Source organism: Bradyrhizobium sp. AUGA SZCCT0283 (assembly GCF_018130385.1).
Taxonomy (GTDB): domain Bacteria; phylum Pseudomonadota; class Alphaproteobacteria; order Rhizobiales; family Xanthobacteraceae; genus Bradyrhizobium.
In genome coordinates this window covers 28,418-49,891 of the sequence record NZ_JAFCLU010000001.1, presented here as the reverse complement: position 1 = coordinate 49,891, position 21,474 = coordinate 28,418, and the positions used below count along the sequence as shown (strand labels likewise).

The 21,474-nt window shown below is 64.1% G+C and carries 21 protein-coding genes; 13 read left to right on the top strand and 8 right to left on the bottom strand.

The window, feature by feature from the left end; all coding sequences use genetic code 11:
- Position 1 precedes the first annotated feature (1 nt).
- Entirely contained in the window at positions 2-976 is a 975-nt protein-coding gene (locus JQ624_RS00265; protein WP_212416837.1) for a ketopantoate reductase family protein, read from the bottom strand.
- Positions 977-1,206: 230 nt separating this feature from the next.
- Entirely contained in the window at positions 1,207-1,362 is a 156-nt protein-coding gene (locus tag JQ624_RS38325) for a hypothetical protein (protein ID WP_249129207.1), read from the bottom strand.
- A gap of 51 nt (positions 1,363-1,413) precedes the next feature.
- Here JQ624_RS38325 and JQ624_RS00260 point away from each other — a divergent pair, with 51 nt between their 5' ends.
- The 7 genes from JQ624_RS00260 (at position 1,414) to JQ624_RS00230 (ending at position 8,391) form a co-directional block, all read left to right on the top strand.
- A complete protein-coding gene (locus JQ624_RS00260) occupies positions 1,414-2,520 on the top strand; it encodes a Spy/CpxP family protein refolding chaperone (protein ID WP_249129205.1) in 1,107 nt (368 codons plus the stop codon).
- 76 nt (positions 2,521-2,596) lie between these two features.
- Positions 2,597-3,394, top strand: coding sequence for an enoyl-CoA hydratase-related protein (locus JQ624_RS00255; RefSeq protein ID WP_212416835.1), 798 nt, complete (start codon positions 2,597-2,599; stop codon positions 3,392-3,394).
- Positions 3,395-4,201, top strand: coding sequence for an aspartate dehydrogenase (locus JQ624_RS00250; RefSeq protein WP_212416834.1), 807 nt, complete (start codon positions 3,395-3,397; stop codon positions 4,199-4,201).
- A gap of 79 nt (positions 4,202-4,280) precedes the next feature.
- The gene (locus JQ624_RS00245) at positions 4,281-5,645 is read left to right on the top strand and encodes an FAD-dependent oxidoreductase (RefSeq protein WP_212416833.1); all 1,365 of its coding nucleotides are present in this window, start codon (positions 4,281-4,283) and stop codon (positions 5,643-5,645) included.
- Positions 5,646-5,665: 20 nt separating this feature from the next.
- Positions 5,666-6,670 (top strand): ABC transporter substrate-binding protein, encoded by a 1,005-nt coding sequence (locus JQ624_RS00240; RefSeq protein WP_212416832.1) that lies wholly within the window; start codon positions 5,666-5,668, stop codon positions 6,668-6,670.
- 136 nt (positions 6,671-6,806) lie between these two features.
- Entirely contained in the window at positions 6,807-7,580 is a 774-nt protein-coding gene (locus tag JQ624_RS00235; protein ID WP_212417418.1) for an ABC transporter ATP-binding protein, read from the top strand.
- A complete protein-coding gene (locus JQ624_RS00230) occupies positions 7,573-8,391 on the top strand; it encodes an ABC transporter permease (RefSeq protein ID WP_212417419.1) in 819 nt (272 codons plus the stop codon). The genes JQ624_RS00235 and JQ624_RS00230 overlap by 8 nt, the downstream gene beginning before the upstream one ends.
- A 209-nt stretch (positions 8,392-8,600) precedes the next feature.
- Here JQ624_RS00230 and gtdA read toward each other — a convergent pair whose 3' ends face one another.
- Positions 8,601-9,641, bottom strand: a complete 1,041-nt coding sequence (gene gtdA / locus JQ624_RS00225) for a gentisate 1,2-dioxygenase (protein ID WP_212416831.1) — start codon at positions 9,639-9,641, stop codon at positions 8,601-8,603.
- A 111-nt stretch (positions 9,642-9,752) separates the two neighbouring features.
- Between gtdA and maiA the strand changes: the two genes are divergently transcribed.
- Positions 9,753-10,385, top strand: a complete 633-nt coding sequence (gene maiA, locus JQ624_RS00220) for a maleylacetoacetate isomerase (protein ID WP_212416830.1) — start codon at positions 9,753-9,755, stop codon at positions 10,383-10,385.
- Positions 10,375-10,884 (top strand): MarR family winged helix-turn-helix transcriptional regulator, encoded by a 510-nt coding sequence (locus JQ624_RS00215; RefSeq protein ID WP_212416829.1) that lies wholly within the window; start codon positions 10,375-10,377, stop codon positions 10,882-10,884. The genes maiA and JQ624_RS00215 overlap by 11 nt, the downstream gene beginning before the upstream one ends.
- A 176-nt stretch (positions 10,885-11,060) precedes the next feature.
- Here JQ624_RS00215 and JQ624_RS00210 read toward each other — a convergent pair whose 3' ends face one another.
- From JQ624_RS00210 to JQ624_RS00200, 3 genes are all read right to left on the bottom strand, one after another.
- Positions 11,061-12,674 (bottom strand): benzoate-CoA ligase family protein, encoded by a 1,614-nt coding sequence (locus tag JQ624_RS00210; protein ID WP_212416828.1) that lies wholly within the window; start codon positions 12,672-12,674, stop codon positions 11,061-11,063.
- Positions 12,671-13,810 (bottom strand): FAD-dependent monooxygenase, encoded by a 1,140-nt coding sequence (locus JQ624_RS00205; RefSeq protein WP_212416827.1) that lies wholly within the window; start codon positions 13,808-13,810, stop codon positions 12,671-12,673. Before JQ624_RS00205 ends, JQ624_RS00210 begins: the two co-directional genes overlap by 4 nt.
- Positions 13,811-14,039: 229 nt before the next feature.
- A complete protein-coding gene (locus tag JQ624_RS00200; RefSeq protein WP_212416826.1) occupies positions 14,040-14,249 on the bottom strand; it encodes a hypothetical protein in 210 nt (69 codons plus the stop codon).
- 255 nt (positions 14,250-14,504) lie between these two features.
- Between JQ624_RS00200 and JQ624_RS00195 the strand changes: the two genes are divergently transcribed.
- Entirely contained in the window at positions 14,505-14,864 is a 360-nt protein-coding gene (locus tag JQ624_RS00195; protein ID WP_212416825.1) for a hypothetical protein, read from the top strand.
- A 42-nt stretch (positions 14,865-14,906) separates the two neighbouring features.
- On the opposite strand, the gene JQ624_RS00190 is transcribed toward JQ624_RS00195, so the two are convergent.
- Positions 14,907-15,731 (bottom strand): hypothetical protein, encoded by an 825-nt coding sequence (locus tag JQ624_RS00190; protein ID WP_312014372.1) that lies wholly within the window; start codon positions 15,729-15,731, stop codon positions 14,907-14,909.
- Between the two features lie 7 nt (positions 15,732-15,738).
- Here JQ624_RS00190 and JQ624_RS00185 point away from each other — a divergent pair, with 7 nt between their 5' ends.
- From JQ624_RS00185 to JQ624_RS00175, 3 genes are all read left to right on the top strand, one after another.
- Complete coding sequence (locus tag JQ624_RS00185) at positions 15,739-15,930, top strand: hypothetical protein (protein ID WP_212416824.1); 192 nt, start codon at positions 15,739-15,741, stop codon at positions 15,928-15,930.
- A 92-nt stretch (positions 15,931-16,022) separates the two neighbouring features.
- Positions 16,023-17,129 carry an efflux RND transporter periplasmic adaptor subunit gene (locus JQ624_RS00180; RefSeq protein ID WP_249129204.1) on the top strand — a complete coding sequence of 369 codons (1,107 nt, stop codon included), beginning with the start codon at positions 16,023-16,025 and terminating at the stop codon, positions 17,127-17,129.
- Positions 17,130-17,138: 9 nt separating this feature from the next.
- Positions 17,139-20,303 (top strand): efflux RND transporter permease subunit, encoded by a 3,165-nt coding sequence (locus JQ624_RS00175; protein WP_212416822.1) that lies wholly within the window; start codon positions 17,139-17,141, stop codon positions 20,301-20,303.
- Positions 20,304-20,411: 108 nt separating this feature from the next.
- Here JQ624_RS00175 and JQ624_RS00170 read toward each other — a convergent pair whose 3' ends face one another.
- On the bottom strand, positions 20,412-21,413 hold the full coding sequence (locus JQ624_RS00170) for an NADP-dependent oxidoreductase (protein WP_212416821.1): 1,002 nt from the start codon (positions 21,411-21,413) through the stop codon (positions 20,412-20,414).
- Between the last annotated feature and the right edge of the window lie 61 nt (positions 21,414-21,474).

Below are 21,474 nucleotides of genomic sequence, written 5' to 3'. Positions count from 1 at the left end.
TTCAGCCCGTGTAGAGCCCCTTGTCGCGCGCCTGGCGGATGGCGAGCGCCGCCATCATGTCGAGCATCGGCGTCGACAGTCCGGCGGCGCGCGCGAATGCGGCGGGCGCGCGGACCAGCACGTCGATCTCCATGGCGCGGCCAAGTTCGTAATCCTGCAGGATCGACGGCTTGTGATCCGGCGCGGGGCCGGAGCGCGTGACGCGCTTGACGGCGGGGAAACAGCTCTGCGCCACGCTGTTGGCCTCGTCGAGCAGGCGCGGCACGATCCCGGCGAGATCAGGATCGTCGCGCACGGCGCGCGCGGTCTGCCCGGTCAACAGGCACAGTACCGACATCGACATGTTGGTCAGGAGCTTTGACCAGATCGTCTCCCGGATCTCGGCGACATCAGGCGAGTCGATCGCAGCCTCGTTGAGCGCCGCGCGCAGCCGTGCGACCCGCTCGCTTTGGCGGTCGTCGCATTCGCCGATCAGGAGCCGGTTGCGCTCGGGCGAAAGGTTCGCAACCACGCCGGGGGCTACGACTTCGTTGGATGAAAACACCACGCCGCCGACGATAAGCTGCTTCGGGATCGCGGTGCGCAGGCGTCCGCCGGGATCGAGGAAGGCCAGATCCGGCACCGGCGGATGCCCTGGCGAGAGCCCGATATCATACCACCAGGGAATGCCGTTCTGCGCGAACACCACGGCGGTATCCTCGCCGAGCAGCGGCTGCAGCCCGTCCGCGAGGCTGGGGAGGCCCGTGGCTTTCAGCGTGCAGATGACAGCGTCCTGCCGGCCCAGCGCGGCCGGATCGTTCGATGCGCTCACCTTCGCCTTGAACTCGCCATTTCCAACACGCAGCGTCAGCCCGTTGGCTTTCACGTTATCCAGATGCGCACCCCGCACGACGCAGGAAACGTCATGTCTTGCCAGAGCGAGCCGCACCGCAAAATGGCTGCCGACGGCGCCCGCACCGAAAACGCAAATTCGCATGGGAAAGTCCTGCCGATGATGTCCGGATTAGTTTTCATAAGCCTTGTTCAGGTGCAACCGGTCCGCCGCACAGGGCGGGTTGCGGAGGGCGCGGCCTCGCTGGCGCGGGAACCTTATTGTTCAGTCGGCGTTCATCACCGTGCGGTCAAGCTCGCGGCCCAGCGATGATCGGACATGCCATGTCAAAATTCGGACTGGGAATTGCCGTCATTGTTTTTGCGACGGCGCTGTCAGTGGCGGACTTTGCCATCGCGAGAGGCGGCGGCGGTCATGGTGGCGGGCATGGGGGTGGTCACGGCGGCGGCCATCACGGTGGTGGGCATCGTGGCGGCGGTCATGGCCACGCTCATTTCGGCGGCCGGCATCATGGCGGCGGCCATTTTCATGCCAGATCGGCCCGTTCATTCTCCGCACACCGTTCATTCTCCGCATCTCGCATGAACTTTGCCGGGAGCGGCCGTGCGCTGAACTCGCGCGCGCTCGCCCGCAGCTATCGCCACACCGCCGCACTGCACAGTCCGGCCATGCGGGCCAGCGTTACCGCGGGCGCGGCGCTTGCAGGCTGGCAATACGGACGATCCAGAGGCGGCGGCTGGTGGCGACACGGCAATGGCGGATACGGCTGGGTCGGGCCGCTGTTCTGGCCGTTCGCCTATTACGATCTCTACGACTATGCGCTGTGGGGGCCGGGTGTCGGCGCGCCGTTCTGGTACTATGGCTATGACGACATTTATGCCGGCCTGTTCGGGCCCTACGACTATCAGGGTCTTGCGGGCTACCTGCCACCGCGCGGTTCTCCCGGCACCGGGCCGGACCGGCTGGCGCTATTATGCGGTGAGGATAGCCGCGAAATCGCCGGGCTCCCGATCGACCTGATCGCGCAGACGATCGAACCGACCGAGCCGCAGCGCGCAGCCCTCGACGATCTCGCTAATGCATCGGTGACGGCGGCACAGAAGATCAAGGCGGCGTGCCCGACCTCGATCGCATTGACGGCGTCCGGCCGGCTTGCGTCGATGCAGCAACGCATCGAGGCGATGATATCAGGTGTCGCGACCGTGCAGCCGGCGCTGGACAAGTTTTACGGCCTCCTGAACGACGAGCAGAAAGCGCGGCTGAACGCGGTCGCCGAAGATCAGGAGAGGAAGACCGAGCGGCGCCGTAACAGGTCGTTTGCGCGGCCCTGTGACGTCACGCAATCATCGAGCTTGCAATGGCCGACCGAGGAAGTCGAGGCAAGGTTGCATCCGACCGATGCGCAGAAGGCCAAGCTTGCCGCGCTGCAGGACGCAAGCGCCAAGGCGGCCGACATGCTGAGCGCGTCGTGCCGGCCCGAGGAAGCCGCCACACCGTCGGCGCGGCTCGCTGCCGCCGGCAAGCGGCTGGATACCATGCTGCAGGCGGTCAAGCAGGTGCGCACGGCGCTCGATGACTTCTACACCACCTTGAACGATGAGCAGAAAGCCCAGTTCGAGGCGATCGGCCCAAGGCGGGCCTCCTTTGCCGACAGGGCAGACATGATGCAGCGGCGCGGCCGAAGATAACCTGGCGGCGGTGACAATGGCTGCGATCCCGGCCTATTGTCCGGCATAACAAGATGCCGAACAAAGGGGCCGCTGAATGACTGCCAATCCGGTTTTGTGGGATCTCGACGCGCGCGGCGTCGCCACGGTCACGTTGAACCGTCCCGAGGTGAACAACGCCTATGACGCTGGCCTTATCAACGGCGTGCTCGCGGCGATGGATGAACTCGGCAGGAAACCCAATCTCCGCGTCGTGGTCCTCAAGGGCAACGGCAAGCATTTCCAGGCCGGCGCCGATCTGAAATGGATCAACGGCGTCCGGCCGAAATCGGCGGAAGAGAACGAAAAGGTGTCGCGGGCGACGTTCGAAGCCGTGCAGCGGCTGAACACGCTGCCGATTCCGACGGTGGCGCTGGTGCAGGGCGGCTGCTTCGGCGGCGGCACCGGGGTGATCTCGGCGTGCGACGTCGTGATCGCCGCCGACAATGCGCTGTTCTCGATCACCGAAGTGCGCTGGGGCCTGACCGCCGCAATCATCATCCCGCAGCTTTGCGATGCCATCGGCGTCCGCCAGGTCCGCCGCTACGCGCTGACCGGCGAACGGTTTGGCGCGGAGGAGGCGCGGCGCATCGGGTTGGTGCATGAGGTGGTGCCGCTTGCCGAGCTGGAGACTGCGGGCGCGAAAGTGGTGGAGCAACTGCTCGCCAATGGCCCCGAGGCGCTGGCGGAAACCAAGGCGCTTGCAATGGAGAGCTCGTTCGGCGGCATGGGCGTAGATGACGAGGCCTATACGCGGCTGGTGAAGATGCATGCCGCGAGGCGGCAGACTAGCGAGGCGTCCGAAGGGCTGGCGTCGTTTGCGGAGAAGCGGGCAGCGAATTGGGGGATCGCGTAAGTGTCGTACAAACGCATCGCCATCGCCGGATTGGGTGAGATCGGCAAGACTGTGGCGCGCAAGCTTGCTCAGGGGGTGCCGGGGCTTGCGCTCGCGGCGATCGCGACACGGGATCAAGCGAAGGCGCGAGCCTGGCTCGATCGCGAAGGCATCTCCTGCCCGCTGGTTGCGCTCGATGAGCTGCCCGCTCACGCCGACCTCGTTGTCGAATGCGCGCCGGCTGATATCCTCGACCAGATCTGCCGACCGATGCTGAGCGCCGGCAGGCAAGTCATGGTGCTGAGCGCCAGCGCCCTGTTGCCCCGTCCTGATCTCGTTGACCTTGCCCGGGCGCATGGCGGTCAGATCATCGTGCCGACCGGCGCCCTGATCGGTTTCGACGCGGTTTCGGCGGCTGCCGAAGGCACGATCAATTCGGTGCAGATGGTCACGCGCAAGCCGCCCGGAGGTCTCGCCGGCGCGCCCTATCTCGTCGAGAACGGAATTTCCATGGAGGGCCTGACATCCGCCCTCTGCGTCTTCAAGGGCTCGGCGCGGGATGCCGCCGCGGCGTTTCCCGCCAACGTCAATGTCGTGGCGGCATTGTCGCTGGCCGGGATCGGGCCCGATCGCACGACGATCGAAATCTGGGCCGATCCGGCGGTGACGCGCAATTGTCACCAGATCAGGGTCGATTCCGACTCTGCCTCGTTCACGATGTCGATCGAGAACATCCCATCGGAAAATCCGCGGACGGGCCGCATCACCGCGCTCTCGGTGATCGCGGCGCTGCGCAAGCTCACCTCGCCGCTGCAGGTCGGGACTTGAGTCGGCTCACTTGCCACGATAGCTAAAATGGCGCGTCGAGGGCATTATCCCCCCCATCCATCGGTCCGGAAAGTCTCATTTGCCCGCGAAAACCATCACCGAACCCGCGCGCCAAATTCCGCTCTACGGCGAATATGAAGTCGCCGTCCTCGGTGGCGGACCTGCGGGCATCGCCGCCGCCGTCGCCGCGGCGCGCGCCGGCCGCCGCACGCTGCTGATCGAGCGCTACGGCTTTCTCGGCGGCATGGGCACGGCCGCAGGTGTCACGAATTTCTGCGGGCTGCACGCCAACGTCCATGGCGCGATGCATCGGGTGGTGCAGGGCATCGCCTCCGACCTGCTCGCGCGGATCGACCGGCTCGATGGGCTCAATGCGCCCCATCTGATCCTCGGCAAGATTTTTGCGCAGGCCTACGACACCGCGGCCTACAAGATTGCGGCGGATGATTTGCTCGCCGCCCACAGGGTCGACATTCTCTTTCATGCGCTCGGCGCCGGCGTGGTGATGCAGGACGACAAGCGCATCAACGTGCTGATGGTGGAGACCAAGGCCGGGCGTCAGGCGGTGCGCGCCGGCATCTTCATCGATTGCTCGGGCGACGGCGACCTCGCGGCCTGGGCGGGGGCGCCGTTTGAAGTCGGCGACAATGCCGGCAGCATGCTCTATCCCTCGATGATGTTCCGCCTCAACGGCATCGATCCCGAGAAGGCGGGCGAGGCGTGGCGGACGATCCCGGCGCTGATGGAAAAGGCCGAGGCCGCGGGCACGCATCGCTTTCCACGCAAGACCGCGATCGTGCGGCCGCAGCGCTCGGCGATCGAATGGCGGGTGAATTTTACGCAGTTGGCGCGCGAGGACGGCACGGCGGTGAATGGCCTGGAGCCCGACGCTCTCACGCGCGGCGAGATCGAGGGCCGGCGGCAGGCGGTCCAGGCGTTCGAATTCCTGCGCACGGTGCCCGGATTTGAAAAATCCTACATCGTCGACCTGCCGCCGCAGCTCGGCATCCGCGAGACGCGGCGCGTCACAGGCGGCTACATGCTTTCCGGTGAGGACGTGCTCGGCTGCGCCTCGTTCGAGGATTCCATCGGCGTCAATGGCTGGCCGATGGAGCAGCATGTCGCGGGAGATGTGACCTTCACGTTCCCGCCTATCCCGGAATCCCGGGGCTTCAACGAATTGCCGTATCGCATGCTGGTCCCTGAGGGCATAGACAATCTCCTGATGGCCGGGCGCTGCGCTTCGATGACCCATGAGGGCCAGTCGGCGGCGCGGGTTTCCGGCGCCTGCTTTGCGATGGGGGAGGCGGCAGGCTCCGCGGCGGCGCTGGCGCTGTCGGGCAATACGATTCCACGCGACATTGCGGTTGAAAAGTTGCAACAAGCGCTGAAACAACAGGGCGCATTCATCGGGCGGGACCAGAAGGTGCCCGAAGGGCTATAAGAAGCGACGGAGGAAACGGGATGACGAAGTTTGCACGGCTCGCACTGGCGGGTTTGTTGGCGATGGCCGCGGGCGGGATTGCCTGGGCCGATGATGCGCAGAAAGCCAAGATCGGCGTGCTCCGGCTGTCGTCCTCGGCGCCGGTGTTCATCGCGCAAGACAAGGGCTATTTCCGCGAGGCAGGCCTCGATATTGAATTGAAATTCTTCGACGCGGCGCAGCCGATTGCGGTGGCGACGACGTCGGGCGATGTCGATTTCGGCATCACCGCGTTCACCGCCGGGCTCTACAATCTCGCCGGCAAGGGCACGCTGAAGGTGATCGGCGGCATGAGCCGCGAGAAGGCGGGCTATCCCCTGATCGGCTACTTCGCCAGCAACAACGCCTATGCGGCGGGTCTGAAGACGCCGAAGGACCTGGCGGGCAAGCGCATCGCGGTCACTCAGGTGGGCTCCAGCTTTCATTATTCGCTGGGGCTACTCGCCGACAAATACGGCTTCAAGCTCGCCGACGTGAAAGTGCTGCCGCTGCAATCGTTGTCGAATGCCGCGGCCGCGCTCAAGGGCGAAACCGTCGATGCCGCGCTGCTGCCGATCTCGACCGCGCGCTCGCTGGTCGATTCCGGTGGCGCCAAATTCCTCGGTTGGGTCGGCGACGAGACGCCGTGGCAATTGGGAGCCGTGTTTGCCGCGCCGAAGACGCTGGCCAACCATGCGATGGTGACCAAGCTGCTCGCCGCGCTGGCGCGCGCCGATCGCGAGTATCACGACGTGATCCTGGCTTCCGTGAAGGGCGGCAAGGCCGAGATCAACGACAAGACAAAGCCGTTGCTGGAAATCATCGCCAAGTACACCAACCTGCCGGTGGAGCAGGTGGTCGGCAATTGCGCCTATATCGATCCGGACGGCAAGCTCGACGTCAAGAACGTCGACAACCAGATCGCGTGGCTGCAGGATCAAGGCTTTGTCGACAAGGGATTTGCGGCAGACGCGATCATCGCGAAGGAGTATGTGAAGGCGGATTGATGCTCATGCTAACTCCGTCATCCCGAGGAGGCCGCGAAGCGGCCGTCTCGAAGGACGATGGCCACCAGCCGGGCCGCGCATCCTTCGAGGCTCGCTCCGCTCGCACCTCAGGATGACGGATCGAAAACGTACGCACATGGACCTGATCGCCGACCATATCAGCCACCGCTTCGGCGGACTCGACGTGCTCGATCACGTGTCGTTCACGGTCGCCTCCGGTGAGGTGGTCGCGATCGTGGGGCCTTCCGGCTGCGGCAAGAGCACGCTGCTGTCGATCCTTGGCGGGCTGCTGCGCCCGAGCGAGGGAAGGGCCGAGCTGCGCGGCGCGCCGCCGGCCGACAGTCTCAATCCGCTGACCTTCGTGTTCCAGGATTTTGCGCTGCTGCCGTGGTGCACCGTGGAAGCAAATGTCGAGTTTCCGCTGGTGCATACCGCGCTCGACGCCGCTACGCGCCGCGCCGTCGTCGATGACGCGCTGAAGCGCACGGGGCTAACCGATTTCCGCGGCGCCTATCCAAAGCAATTGTCGGGCGGTATGCGCCAGCGCGTCGGCATCGCGCGGGCGCTCGCGGTGCGGCCGGCCATCCTGCTGATGGACGAGCCATTGTCGGCGCTGGATTCGCAGACCCGCGAATTGCTGATGGAGGATTTCATCCGCCTGCTCGCCGATGGCGCGATGGGCGCGGTCTATGTCACGCATAATCTGGAGGAGGCGGTGCGGCTCGCCGATCGCATCGTGGTGCTGTCGCGCCGCCCCGGCCGCGTCAGGGAGATCGTCGACATCCCGATGACGCGCGCCGAACGCGGTGCGATCGATGCGCGCGGTAAGTTGCTGGCGCTGCAGAACGATCTGTGGTCGCTGATCCGCGAGGAGGCGATCGATGCCGAGCGCGAGGTGCAGCATGCTTGAGCGCGCGCCGCAGGACGATCGCGTAACCGAAGTGCGGCCGGTCGCATTTCGCGGCGCCGGCTTTGTACCAAAGGCGGGACGCGCCTCCGGCTGGACGGCGCTCGCGCTGGTCATCGCGCTGTGGCAGCTCGCCGGCAGTGCCGGCTGGGTCAATCCGCTGTTCCTGCCGGCGCCGTCAGCGATCGCGGTCGCACTCTACAAGCTCGCGATGTCAGGCGCGCTCTGGCAACATGTATCGGCTTCGGTCGTTCGCATCGGCAGCGGCTGGCTGCTCGGCACCGTCGCCGGTGTCATCATCGGCTTTGCGATCGGGCTGTCGACGCTGGCGCGCGGCGTCGGTATCACCTTCATTTCGGCGCTGTTTCCGATCCCGAAGATTGCGCTGCTGCCGCTGTTGATCCTCTGGCTCGGGATCGGCGAGGAGCCGAAGATCGCGACCATTGCGCTCGGTGTATTCTTCTCCACCGCGATCTCGGTCTATAGCGGCGTCGACGCGGTGCCGCGCAACCTGATCCGGATGGCGCAGAGTTTCAACGTGCCGTTCCATGCCATCGTGACCAGGGTGATCTGGCCGGGCGCGCTGCCCTCGATCCTCGCGGGTTTCCGCATCACGGCGTCAGTGGCGCTATTGCTGGTGGTAAGCGCCGAAATGATCGGCGCCCAGTTCGGCATCGGCGCCTTCGTGCTGCAGGCCGGCAATCTGATGCAGACCGATCAGTTGCTCGCCGGTGTCGTGATCCTGTCGCTGTTCGGGCTGGCGGTGGGGAAGGCGATCAACGTGCTGGAAACACGGTTGCTGCATTGGCGATGATGCACGGAGTAGGGTGGGCAAAGCGTAGCGTGCCCACCATTTCGGTCTCCGCAAGAATGGTGGGCACGTCGCTAGCGCTCCTTTGCCCACTCTACTGTATCCTCGTCATTGCGAGGAGCGATAGCGACGAAGCAATCCATACTTCGCTTGCAGCGCGATGGATTGCTTCGCTTCGCCCGCAATGACGGTGGAGGGCGCTAACCGCGCGCTCACGCATTGCCGCGGTCTTCGCGGAACAAATCGAGCTTCTGCTGCACCGGACGGTCGGAGAACGAGAACAGCACCGCGTCGGTGTCGGCCTCGTGCGTGACCCAGTGCCAGCTCGGCACCACGAACAGGTCGCGCGCGCCCCACTCGAAAATCTGGTCGCCGATCCGGGTGCGGCCCTTGCCTTCGATCGCGGCGAACACGGTGGCGTCGGTCGAGCGGTAGCGCGCAGTCTTGAAACCCTTCGGCAATAGCTGGATGAAGGTGCCGATCGTCGGCATCGCAAAATCGCCGGTCGCGGGATTGGAGAATTTCAGCTTCAGCCCGTGGCAGGCGTCCCATTCGTTGCGCGTCTTGGCCTGCTCCAGCGCCTCGCGGGTGTAATGATAGGGATAGTTGAAGATCGGCGAGGTCCTGGATTTGCGCTTCTCGTCGACCGGCAGCAGATTGTGGCCGTAGCGCGCAAAGCTGTCGCCGGCGGGCTTGGAGACCTTCTGCTGGTCCTCGTTCGATCCTTCGGCAAAGGAGGCATCGAAGAATTGCACCATCGGGATGTCGAGCCCGTCGAGCCAGAACATCGGCTCGTTCGTCTCATTGGAATGGTCGTGCCAGGTCATCGACGGCGTGATGACGAAATCGCCCGGCTCCATCGCGGTGCGCTCGCCGTCGACGGTGGTATAGGCGCCCTTGCCTTCGAGCACGAAACGCAGCGCCGACTGGCTGTGGCGGTGCGCCGGGGCGACGTCGCCCGGAACCACCATCTGCACGCCGGCAAACAGCGATGTCGTGACCTTCGACTGGCCGCGCAGGCCGGGATTTTCCAGCACCAGCACCCGCCGCTCGGCTTCCTTGGCGGTGATCAGCCTGCCGGCTTCGGTCATGTAATCGCGGATCGAATCGAATTTCCACAAGTGAGGCCGGCAGGCGCTTCGCGGCTCCGGCGTAACGAGATCGCCCAGCACGTTCCACAGCGCGGAAAGATTCTCGCCGTCGATCTTCTTGTAGAACGCCTCGCGTTCCGGGGTCTTCTGCACGGCTTCCATGGTCAGCCTCCCGTCACTCTTTATTGTTTCATGATTGACAGTATACTTACTATATGGATAGCGTCAATCACGGCCCGCCGGGGCAAACGACAAAAACCGAGGGAGGTTCCGATGAAGCTGCATGGCTATTTCCGCAGCAGCGCGGCATACCGGGTCAGGATCGCGCTGAACCTCAAGGGGTTGTCGACCGATCATCTGCCGCATCACCTTCGCAAGGGCGAACAATGCGCGCCTGCCTATCTCGCGATCAACCCGCAGGGGCTGGTGCCGACGCTGGAGAGTGACGACGGCGCGGCGCTGACCCAGTCGCTCGCCATCATCGAATGGCTGGACGAGACCCACCCCAGCCCGCCGCTGTTGCCAAAGGATCCGCTGCGCCGCGCCAAGGTGCGCGCCTTCGCACTGGCCATCGCCTGCGATATCCATCCGGTGCAGAACTTGAAGGTTCTGGCCCGGCTGCGCCAGCTCGGCGTGGCCGAGGAAAAAGTGACGGAATGGGCGGCCTGGGCCAATCGCGAAGGCTTGGCCGCCTGTGAAGCGCTGATCAAGGGCGAGAAGGGGCCGTTCTGTTTCGGGGCGACGCCGACGGTTGCGGACCTCTGCCTGGTGCCGCAGCTTGCCAACGCACGGCGCTTCGGTGTCGACGTCGCAGCGTTTCCGCGCCTGCTCGAGGCAGAAGCCGCGGCCAGGAAAATCAAGGCGTTCACTGATGCCGCACCGGACAGGCAGCCCGATGCCGAGTAAGCCATCCCCCATCACGATGGACGCGGTCTATACCGCGCCCGGCTACCTGTTCCGCAGGATGCAGCAGATTGCGGTCTCGATCTTCGTCGAGGAATGCAGCGCGTTCGACCTGACGCCGGTGCAATATGCGGCGCTGGTGGCGATCCACACCCATCCCGGCATCGACGCCACGCGGCTGTCGGCGGTGATCGCCTTCGACCGCTCGACGCTCGGCAACGTGATCGAGCGGCTGGAGAGCAAGGCGCTGATCGAACGCAAGCCGTCGCGCGGGGACAAGCGCGTCAAGCTGCTCCATTTGACCAAATCGGGCGCAGCCGTGCTGCGCGACATCATGCCCTCGGTGGAGCGAGCGCAGTCAAGGATGCTGCAGCCCTTGAAGCCGGCCGACCGCAAGGCCCTGCTGGCGCTACTGACGCAACTCGTCGATCTCAACAACGAAGCTTCACGCGTGCCGCTGCGCGCCGAAGACGCGCTGGAGCATCTGGGGAAAGCGGGGTGAGGGAGTGTTACGGACGGGGAGCTAATGCCAAAATCTCCGCCGTCGTCCCGGCCTTGAGCCGGGACCCATAACCACAGGAAGTGGTGTTAGGCACGCGGGGGCTACAGCGATCGGAACACAAGCATCAGTGGTTATGGGTCCCTGCGTTCGCAGGGACGACACCGAGTTTGTTGCCGCTACATCCTCATCAGCGCCTGTCGGTCGATCTTGCCCGTGCCCGTCTTCGGCAGTTCCGCGATGAACCGGATCTCGCGCGGGTACTTGTAGGGCAGCAGCTTTGCCTTGACGTAATCCTGCAGCGCCTTCGTCGCATCCTTGCTGTCGAACTCGCCCTTGTTCATCACCACCACCGCCTTCAGCGTCATGCGCCGATCCGGCAGTTCGGCGGCGAAGACGGCGCATTCCCGGATGTCGGGATGCTCGGCGAGGCACAGTTCGACTTCCAGCGGGTAAACCCACTGGCCTGATATCTTGATCAGGTCGTCGGCGCGGCCGCGGAAGAAATGGAAGCCGTCGCTGTCGCGGACGAAACGGTCGCCGGTGTAGATCCACCCCTCCTCACGGATAGTCTCCGCCGACTTGTCCGGCCGGTTCCAGTACAGCGGCGTATTGGAATCGCCGCGCACCCACAAAATGCCTTCCTCGTTGTCTCCGACCTCGCGGCCGTCCTTGTCCTTCAGCAGGATTTCGTAGCCGGGAACGCGCAGGCCCGCGGCGCCGAGTTTTTTGCTTTCGGGGCGATTGGAAAGGTAGATATGCAGGGCCTCCGTGGAGCCCAATCCCTCGATGATCTCGAGCCCCGTCAGCGCCTTCCAGCCGTTGAAGACTTCCGCCGACAGCACTTCGGCGGCCGACAGCGCCATCCGCAGCGAGGAGAAATCGGTGGCCGAAGCACCCTCGGCCTTGGTCAGCGAGGTATAGAGCGTCGGCAATCCGTAGAACACCGACGGCCGGTATTTTCCGATCGCCTCGAAGATCGTTGCCGGCTTCGGCTGGCCGGGCAGCAGCAGCGTCGCCGCGCCGACCGAGAACGGGAAGGTGATGGCGTTGCCAAAGCCATAGGCGAAGAAAATCTTCGGCACCGAGAAGCAGATGTCATCGGGCGTAAGCTTGAGCACGTTGCGGGCAAACGCCTGCTCGCTATAGGCCATGTCGTGCTGCAGATGCACGATGCCCTTGGGGCGTCCGGTCGAGCCGGATGAATACATCCAGAACGCCATGTCGTCGCGTTGGGTGTCGGCTTCCGGCAGATCGGTGGAGAATCCCTGCAACCATTGCTGGGCGATCAGGGTTTTCGGCACGGCGTGTTCGTCCGCCACGCCATTGACAACGATCAAGGTTTGCAGCGGCGTATCCTTGCAGGCCTCCGCATTGAACCGCGAGGTAAACTCAGCCTCCGCAACCGCCACGGCCGCGCCGGCGTCCGAGAGATAAAACTGCAGCAAATCCGGCGGCGTCAGCGTGTTGATCAACAGCGGCACGAAGCCGGACCGCACTGCGCCGAAGAACGCCGCCGGGTAGGCCGGCGTGTCGTCGAGGAACATCAGGATGCGGTCGCCGCGCTTCAGGCCGAGCGACTGGAAGCCATGCCCCCATTGCGAAGCCTCGGCGCAGAGCTCTGCGTAAGTGCGGGTGCCGCCGGGGCCGGTCAGCGCCAGCCGGTCGCCGCGGCCGTGGCTGAGGTTGTCGAACAGGATGCGGCCGGCGTTATAGCTTTCCGGAATCGTAAAGCCGATCTCACGCGCGCCGGGATTGTCGCGGGGCACCAAGTCGGAAATTGCTGACGTCATGCCTGGCTCCCGATCTTCTTTTCCGCCTCGTAGCGCGCCATGAATTCGGGCGACATCGCGCGCAGCCGCGCATCGGCGATCCGTCCCGAGCGGGTGATGTAGCTGTAGGCAAAATCCATCAGGTCGAGCTTCATGCGTTCCGGGAAATGTTCGTACCAGTCGGCGCTGGTACGCGCCGCCGTCACCAGCTTCTGCACGATCGGCTTGCGTTCGGCCTGGTAGCGGGCGAGGCCTGCGGCAATCTCCGTCTCCGCCTCCAGCGCCTTGGTCAGCGCGATCGCGTCTTCGATGGCGAGCCGGGTGCCCGAGCCGATCGAGAAATGCGCGGTATGCAGGGCGTCGCCGATCAGCACCATGTTGCCGTGCGACCAGTTCTCGTTCCAGATCCAGGGAAAGTTGCGCCACACCGACTTGTTCGAGACCAGCGAATGGCCATCCAGCGTGTCGGCAAATATCTCCTCGCAGATCGCCTGTGACTGCTCGATGGTCTTGTGCTCGAAGCCGTAGGCCTGCCAGGTCGCCGCATCGCATTCGACAAGGAACGTGCTCATGGAGGGCGAATAGCGATAGTGGTGGGCGTTGAACGATCCGAGATCGGTCTTCACAAAGGTCTGCGACAGCGTGGCAAAGCGTTTGCTGGTGCCGTACCAGGCGAATTTGTTGGTTGAGTGCGATACCGTCGTGCCGAATTCCTTCTCGAAGCCGCGGCGCACCAGCGAGTTCAGCCCGTCGGCGGCGACGATCAGGTCGTATCCCCCGAGTTCGTCCAGTGACTGGATCGTGGTGTTGTATCGCGCGGCGATTCCGGCCGCGCGCACGCGCTGCTGCAGGATGGTCAACAGTTCGAGCCGGCCGATCGAGGAGAAGCCGACGCCGTCGATCTCGACGCTCTGCCCATCCAGGTTGAGCGTGATGTTCTTCCAGCTCTCCATCCGCGGCGTGATGGCGTCGACGGTGTCGGGATCGTCGGCGCGCAGGAATTCCAGCGCCTGTTCGGAGAACACCACGCCGAACCCCCAGGTCGCGCCTTCGGGGTTCTGTTCGAACAGGTCGATCTGCACGTCCGGATGACGCCGTTTCCAGAGATAGGCGAAGTAGAGACCGCCGGGGCCTCCGCCGATGACGGCGATGCGCACGTCTTCCTCCCAATCGACAGTATACTTACTAATTTGGGCTGGAGACTAATCCGCGCCGGAAATTTGCGCTACAGAAAAATGATCAGGGAACGAAGAAGCATCCGGTCCCGACCTGCGTCAGAACCGGGCGCCAATGGCCTGTTTCAGCCCCGCCGGTTCTGTCCGCGAACGGTTGTCCGCTCTGCGGCAGCTTCGGCCAGACCGGGCCTTCGATGGAAACCCCTGGGGCTCAGGTGCAGCGGCGAACCTTCACGCCGTTCACCACCACGGTCCTGCAGGCCACGGCAGGCTTGCGGACGACGACCGCGCCACGGGCTCCGGCGCAGCCGGCGCGAACGACGCCGCGGGCGCAAACCACCGCATTGGCCTCGGTGGTTTCAAACGTCATGGTGGCGGAAAAAGACAGCACGGCGGCTGCCATCAGCAGGAAGGAACGCATGTTGGTCTCCCGGACTGGTACTGGTTGATGTTCAGGTCTTGAAAGTTTTTTCTTGAAAGTTTTTCGGAAGGTTCTGCGGATACCTGTGGCGGTTTTCGCGCACGCCGATCTCGTTTCGGTTGACGGCCGGCATGAACGCCGGCCGTCCCCTCATTTCTTCTCGGACTATCCGCAAACCAGGCAGGCGGCGTTCTTGCTTCCTGATCGCCGACCCGCTGTAGTGAAGCTCCCATTCATCGTTGCAGGGAAAACCCAATGGCGCAGGTCAGGGCCAAATGGCTGGCGTTCTATTCCAAACAGGTCGAGCCGGTCTCCAGGGAAATTTTTTCTCACGTCGAGAAGATGATCATCGGGACGCTGATCGTATCGGCCGGCGCCCATGTCTCGAGCAGTGAGCCAGCGATCGTGCTGTTCGGCTATCTGCGCCATGGTCTAATCGGCCGCGGCGTCATGCTGTTCGGCGTCATTCTCCTGTTGCTGAACTTCCTCGACGGTCTCTACAAGCTCGCCAGGCTCAATTGGCATATTGCGTACCAAATCCTGATGACGGTCCTCTATATCGCCCTCTCGGTTCGCCTCATTCAGCTGATCCTCGCCTTTCGCGGAGGCGAGTGAACGGCAAAACCGGTCAATCGTGGACAGCCATCGCCGTGCGTTCTATCGCGCGGCGAACTGGGACAGAACATCCTTGCACGCCGGCGAAAGCTGGGCGGCGTTGGTTGCAAGACATTGCACGATCCGACCGCCGCCAGCGGGCACGCCGCCGCAAATGGTGCGGACGTCGGCGCCGCAGGCCGATCGCAGCACGAACAGCTCTTCGCGCGGCCGCATCGGCCGCAGCACGATCACGGTCGGAGCCGCCGGAGCCGCGGTGGCCGCTGCCCCCGCTGCGGCCGGAGCCGCACCTGCCGCGGGGGATGCTGCTGCCGCGCCACCGCCGCTAACGGCGGCGACGGCTTTCTCGCAGCCCGCTGAAAGTTTCGCTCTGTTCTTTTCCAGGCATTGCTGCGCCGGCGCGCCGCCGGTCGGCACGCCGGCGCAGACCTTCGGATAATCGGAGCGGCACGCGCTGCGGATGGCGGACGTCTGTGCGCTGGTCGGCTGACCGGCAGAGGCGCCAGCTGCGGCCTTTGGCTCCGCAGATTTAGCCGGCGCTGCCGTTGCAGCCGCCGGCGCTGCGGATTTCGGCGTCGCGGCCTCGGCCGGCTTGGCGGTCTCAGCGGGCTTGGCCGCTTCTGCCGGCTTGGCGGGTGCTGCCGCCGGCGCTTCGACGGCGCGCACAGCGCTCTGGCAGTTCGATGAGAGGCTCGACATGTTCTTCTGCAGGCATTGCAGGGACGCCTCGGTCCCCGACGGCACGCTGGAGCAATGCGCGATGTAGTCTGAGCGGCACTGGGATTTGATCGCGTCGCGTTGCGCCTGGCTCGGCGCTTGCGCAAGCGCGGGTGCTGCAATTGCGAGTATCGCGGCCGCGATTTGAATAAATCCTTTGTTGTCGCCGGAAGCCGCCGCTTCAATCGAAGTGAAATATCGAATGCGCCTTTTGGAAAAAATCGGGATGCATCATTTTCGCTTTCCGGTTCCGCTGCAAGCGGATTGTTGCTATTTTCATGGGGTGGCGGAAAGCCAGTTTTTGAATAATGCCTTTTCCAGAACAAAAGCTATTGGGGCACGAAAATGAAGGCTTCGCGTTCGCCTGCACGATTGAGACCATACGGCACCGCCGCACAAAGAGGCGCCGCCGCCTGCCGTGCGGGTTTCGCAATTGCGGCGATGGGCATCTTAAGTGCCTGCGAACAAAATGCTTTTGTCCCGCCGCCGCCGCCGAAGGTCGAGGTCGCAGCGCCGGTGCAACGGTCCTTCACGCGCTATCTGGAAACAACCGGCAATACCGCGGCGATCAAAAATGTCGATCTCGTCGCGCGCGTGCAGGGTTTTCTGCAATCGATCAACTACAAGGACGGCGCCTTTGTGAAGGAGGGCACGTCCCTGTTCACGATCGAGCCGGATACCTACAAGCTGAAGCTCGATCAGGCGCAGGCTGCGGAGAGCGGCGCACAGGCATCGGTGAGACAGACCGAGGCGGACTTCAAGCGCCAACAAGAGCTGGTGCAGCGGCAGGCCGTCTCACAGGCTACGCTCGACAATTCTACCTCCGCCCGCGACAATGCGCAGGCGAGCCTGCTGCAGGCCCAGATCAATACCAAGATCGCGGCGGTCAATTACGGTTATACCAATGTGACCGCGCCGTTTGACGGCGTTGTCAGCGCGCATCTCGTCTCCATCGGCGAACTCGTCGGCGCCTCGTCGCCGACGCAACTCGCCACCATCGTGGCGCTCGATCCCATCTATGTGAATTTCAACGTCAATGAACAGGACGTGCTGCGGATCCGGGAGGAAGCCCGCCGGCGCGGGATGACACCGGACGATCTCAGGCAGTTGCCGGTCGAAGTGGGCTTGCAGACCGAAACCGGCTTTCCGCACAAGGGCAAGCTCGACTATGCCGCGGCGACACTCAACCAGTCGACCGGTACGCTTCCGGTGCGCGGCGTGTTGCCCAATTCGGACCGGGCCCTGCTGCCGGGATTCTTCGTTCGGGTCCGCGTTCCCATGGATCAGGTGCAGAACGCGCTGTTCGTGCCCGACGTCGCGCTGGGCAGCGATCAGGCCGGGCGCTACGTGCTGGTCGTGAACGGCGAAAATATCGTCGAGCAGCGCAAGGTGCGGGTCGGGCCGCTGGAAGGCGAGCTGCGCGTCATCGAAGAAGGCTTGAAGGCCGACGACCGCGTGATTACCGCCGGACTGTTGCGCGCGATTCCCGGCCAGAAGGTCGATCCGCAACTGAAGAAAGTCGAAGCGCAGCCGGCGTCGGCCAAGTAGGAGCCGGCCATGATTTCAAAATTCTTCATCGAGCGGCCCGTTCTTTCCAACGTCATCGCGATCCTGATGATTTTGATCGGCGGCGTCTGCCTGTTCCGGCTCGCCGTTGCCCAGTATCCCGACGTGGTGCCGCCCACGGTGCAGGTCACCACCCGCTATCCCGGCGCCAGCGCAAAAACCGTGATCGACACGGTGGCGCTGCCGATCGAGCAGCAGGTCAACGGCGTCGAGGACATGCTCTACATGCAGTCCTACAGCGGCGCCGACGGTTCCTATTCGCTGACGGTCACGTTCAAGATCGGAACCGACCTCAACTTCGCGCAGGTGCTGGTGCAGAACCGGGTGTCGAGCGCGCTGTCGCAGCTGCCGCAATCGGTGCAGAACCAGGGCGTCACCGTGCAGAAGAAGTCGACGGCGATCCTGCTGTTCGTGACGCTGACGTCGCCGAAAGCGACCTATGACAGTCTGTTCCTGTCGAACTACGCCACCATCAATATCCGCGACGAACTGTCGCGTCTGCCCGGTGTCGGCAACGTCACCGTGTTCGGCGCCGGCCAGTATTCGATGCGGGTCTGGCTCGATCCGAACAAGCTGCAGGCACGCAACCTGATGCCGCAGGATGTCATCTCGGCGATCCAGCAACAAAGCCAGCAGGTGACCGCGGGCCAGGTCGGCGCGCCGCCGGCCCCGGCAGGGCAGGCGTTCCAGTATACGCTGAACGTCAGCGGGCGGCTCGACGACACCAGCCAGTTCGAGAACGTGATCGTCAAGACCGGCAATAGCGGCGACGTCACGCGCGTGCGCGACGTTGGCTGGGTCGAGCTCGGCGCCCAGACCTACAGCCAGATATTTTCGCTCAACAACAAGCCGGCCACCGGCATCGGCGTGTTCCAGTCGCCCGGCGCCAATGCGCTCGAAGTTGAACAAGCCGTCAAGAAGAAGATGGAGGTTCTGGCGAAGGCGTTTCCGCAGGACGTGACCTACGACGCGCCGTTCGACACCACCAAATTCGTCTCGGAATCGATCAACGAGGTCTACAAGACGCTGGTCGAGGCCGGCCTCCTCGTGCTGGTCGTGATCCTGATCTTCCTGCAGGACTGGCGCGCGATGCTGGTGCCGGCGACCACGGTGCCGGTGACCATCATCGGCGCCTTCGCGGCGATGGCGGCGCTCGGCTTCACCGTCAATATCTCGACCCTGTTTGCGATCGTGCTTGCGATCGGCATCGTGGTGGATGACGCCATCGTGGTGGTGGAAGGCGCGGCCCACAATATCGAGAAGGGGATGTCGGGACATGACGCCGCGATCAGCGCGATGGACGCGCTGTTTGCGCCGATCATCGGCATCACGCTGGTGCTGATCTCGGTGTTCTTGCCGTCGGCGTTCCTGCCGGGATTGACCGGGCGGATGTATTCGCAATTCGCGCTGGTGATCGCCGCAACCGCCCTGCTCAGCGCCATCAACGCGGCGACGCTGAAGCCGACGCAGTGCGCCTTGTGGCTGCGCCGGCCCGCGCCGCCGGAACAGCGCAACTTCTTCTACCGCGGCTTCAATGCGGCCTATAACCGCCTCGAAGCCTGGTATGGCCGGCTGATCGGCCGGCTGGTCGCGCACAGCAATGTATCAGTCATCTGCGCGCTGATCCTGATCGCGATCGGCGGTTATGGCCTGTCGCGGGTGCCGACCGGCTTTATTCCGATCGAGGACCAGGGCTATCTCCTGGTGGCCGTGCAACTGCCCGACGGCGCTGCGCTGGATCGTACCCAGCAAGTGCTCACGCGGGTCAGCGAAATCACCGGCAAGGCGGCAGGCGTCGAGCAGGTGATCACCATTGCCGGCATTTCCGCGCTCGACAATTCCTCAAGCCTCGCCAATGCCGGTGTGGCCTATCTGATCCTGAAGGAGTGGAGCGCGCGCGGGCAGGGCGAGGATCTGCGCTCGCTGTTCGTCGGCTTGAACGAGAAGCTGTCCGTGATCGAGGAAGCGCGGATCCTGGTGATCCCGCCGCCGCCGATCCAGGGCATCGGCAACGCCGCCGGCTTCGCGATGCAGGTCCAGCTTCGGGACGGCAATTCAGATTTCGGCAAGCTGCAGGCGATTGCCGGCGCGATGGTATCCAACGCGTCAACGCAGAGCGCGCTGCAGCGCATCAACTCGCCGTTCCGTTCGATGGTGCCGCAGTTCGACGTCGAGGTCGACCGGGTCAAGGCCCAAACCATGCATGTCACCACCGACCAGATCTTCTCGACACTGTCGTCCTACATGGGGTCGAGCTACGTCAACCAGTTCAACAAGTTCGGCCGCACCTTCCAGGTCTATGCACAGGGAGACGCGCAATTCCGCCTGACGCCGCGCGACATCGAAAGGCTGACGGTGCGCAACAGCCAGGGCGACATGATCCCGCTCGGCGCGGTGGCAAAGATTACTCCCGCCGTCGGTCCGTCGCTGATCAGCCTGTATAATCTCTATCCGTCGGCCACCATCATCGGCCTGCCGGCCACCGGCTACAGTTCCGGCCAGTCGATGAACCTGATGGAAGAGATCGCCGCAAAGACGCTGCCGCCGGGCACCGGCTTCGAGTGGACGGCGATGTCGTACCAAGAGAAGGTCGTCGGCGGCCAGATCTACTGGGCGTTCGGCCTTGCCTTGCTGCTGGTGTACCTCGTGCTGGCCGGACAATATGAAAGCTGGTACGCGCCGATCTCGGTCATTCTCGCGGTGCCGTTGTCGCTGCTCGGCCCGATGGCGGTGCTGACGGGCTTGAGGATCGAGAACAACCTCTACACCCAGATCGGCATCATCCTGTTGATCGCGCTGTCGGCCAAGAATGCCATCCTGATCGTCGAGGTCGCGCTGGAATTGCACGTGCGCGACCGCAAGCCGCTATTGGAATCCGCAGTCGAGGCGGCTCGCGCCCGGTTCCGGCCGATCCTGATGACGTCGTTCGCCTTCATCCTCGGCGTCGTGCCGCTGGTGCTCGCGACCGGCGCCGGCGCCAATGCGCGGAAGTCGATCGGCATCACGGTGTTCTCGGGCATGCTGGCCTCGACCTGTCTGGCCGTGCTGTTCGTGCCGACGTTCTTTGTCGTGGTGCAGCGGTTCGAGAACTGGCTCAAGGAGCGGAAGGTGAAGAAGGCCGGGGCGCAGGCTGCGCAAGCGCCCGCAGCCCATTAAGAGTCTGTAGGGTGGGCAAAGCGAAGCGTGCCCACCATCTCACAGCGCGGTCGGGGATAGATGGTGGGCACGTCGCTTAGCTCCTTTGCCCACCCTACCGATTGCAATCTACACCTTCACCATGCGCTTGCCGCGGTTTTCGCCGGCGAGCAGGCCGATCAGGGCTTTCGGCGTGTTCTCGATTCCGTCGATCACGTCTTCCTGCACCTTCAGTTTGCCCGAGGCGACCCACGACTGCAGGTCGGCGAGCGCCGCAGCGCTCTGGTCCATGTAATCCATCACGATGAAGCCCTGCATGATGAGGCGCTTCACCACGATCAGGCCGGGCACGCCGCGCGGGCCATGGGCCGACGGCATGCCGTCATATTGCGAGATCGCGCCGCAGCAGGCGATGCGGCCGCGGTTGTTCATCAGCGCAAGGCAGGCTTCGAGAATGTCGCCGCCGACATTGTCGAAATAGACGTCGATGCCCTTCGGCGCCGCGGCGCGTAGCGCCTTGAAGGTGGCGCCGTCCTTGTAATCGACCGCGGCGTCGAAGCCGAGTTCGGAAGTGAGCCAGTGGCACTTGTCCTTGCCGCCGGCGATGCCGACGACGTGGCAACCCTTGATCTTCGCGATCTGTCCGACGATCGATCCGACCGAACCGGCGGCCGCCGACACGACGACAGTCTCGCCTTCCCTGGGCTTGCCGACATGCAGGAGACCGAAATAGGCGGTGAGGCCGGCGATGCCGTAGACGCTGAGCAGATGCGTCATCGGTTCCATCTTCGGCATCTTGGTGAGATGCTTGGCGGGCACCGCGGCATAATCCTGCCAGCCGGTGTCGCCGAATACGATATCGCCCGGCGCGAGGCCTGGGGCCTTCGAGGCGACGACTTCAGCGATGCTGCCGCCGGCCATCACCGTGTTGGCTTCGACGGCTGCGCGATAGGTGGCGCCGTGCATCCAGGCCCGGTTGGCGGCGTCGAGCGAGATATAGCGCGCCTTCACGAGCACCTCGCCGTCCTTCGGCTCGGGCACCTTGCCGTTGACCATCTTGAAATGCTCAGGCCCAAGCTTGCCGATGGGCTTCTCGACCAGCAGGATCTGACGATTGACGGTGTCGCTCATGATGTTTCCCTTCCCTCGGGGTGTCGTATTTTGAGCCCCCCGGATGCATGCACCGCTGAGG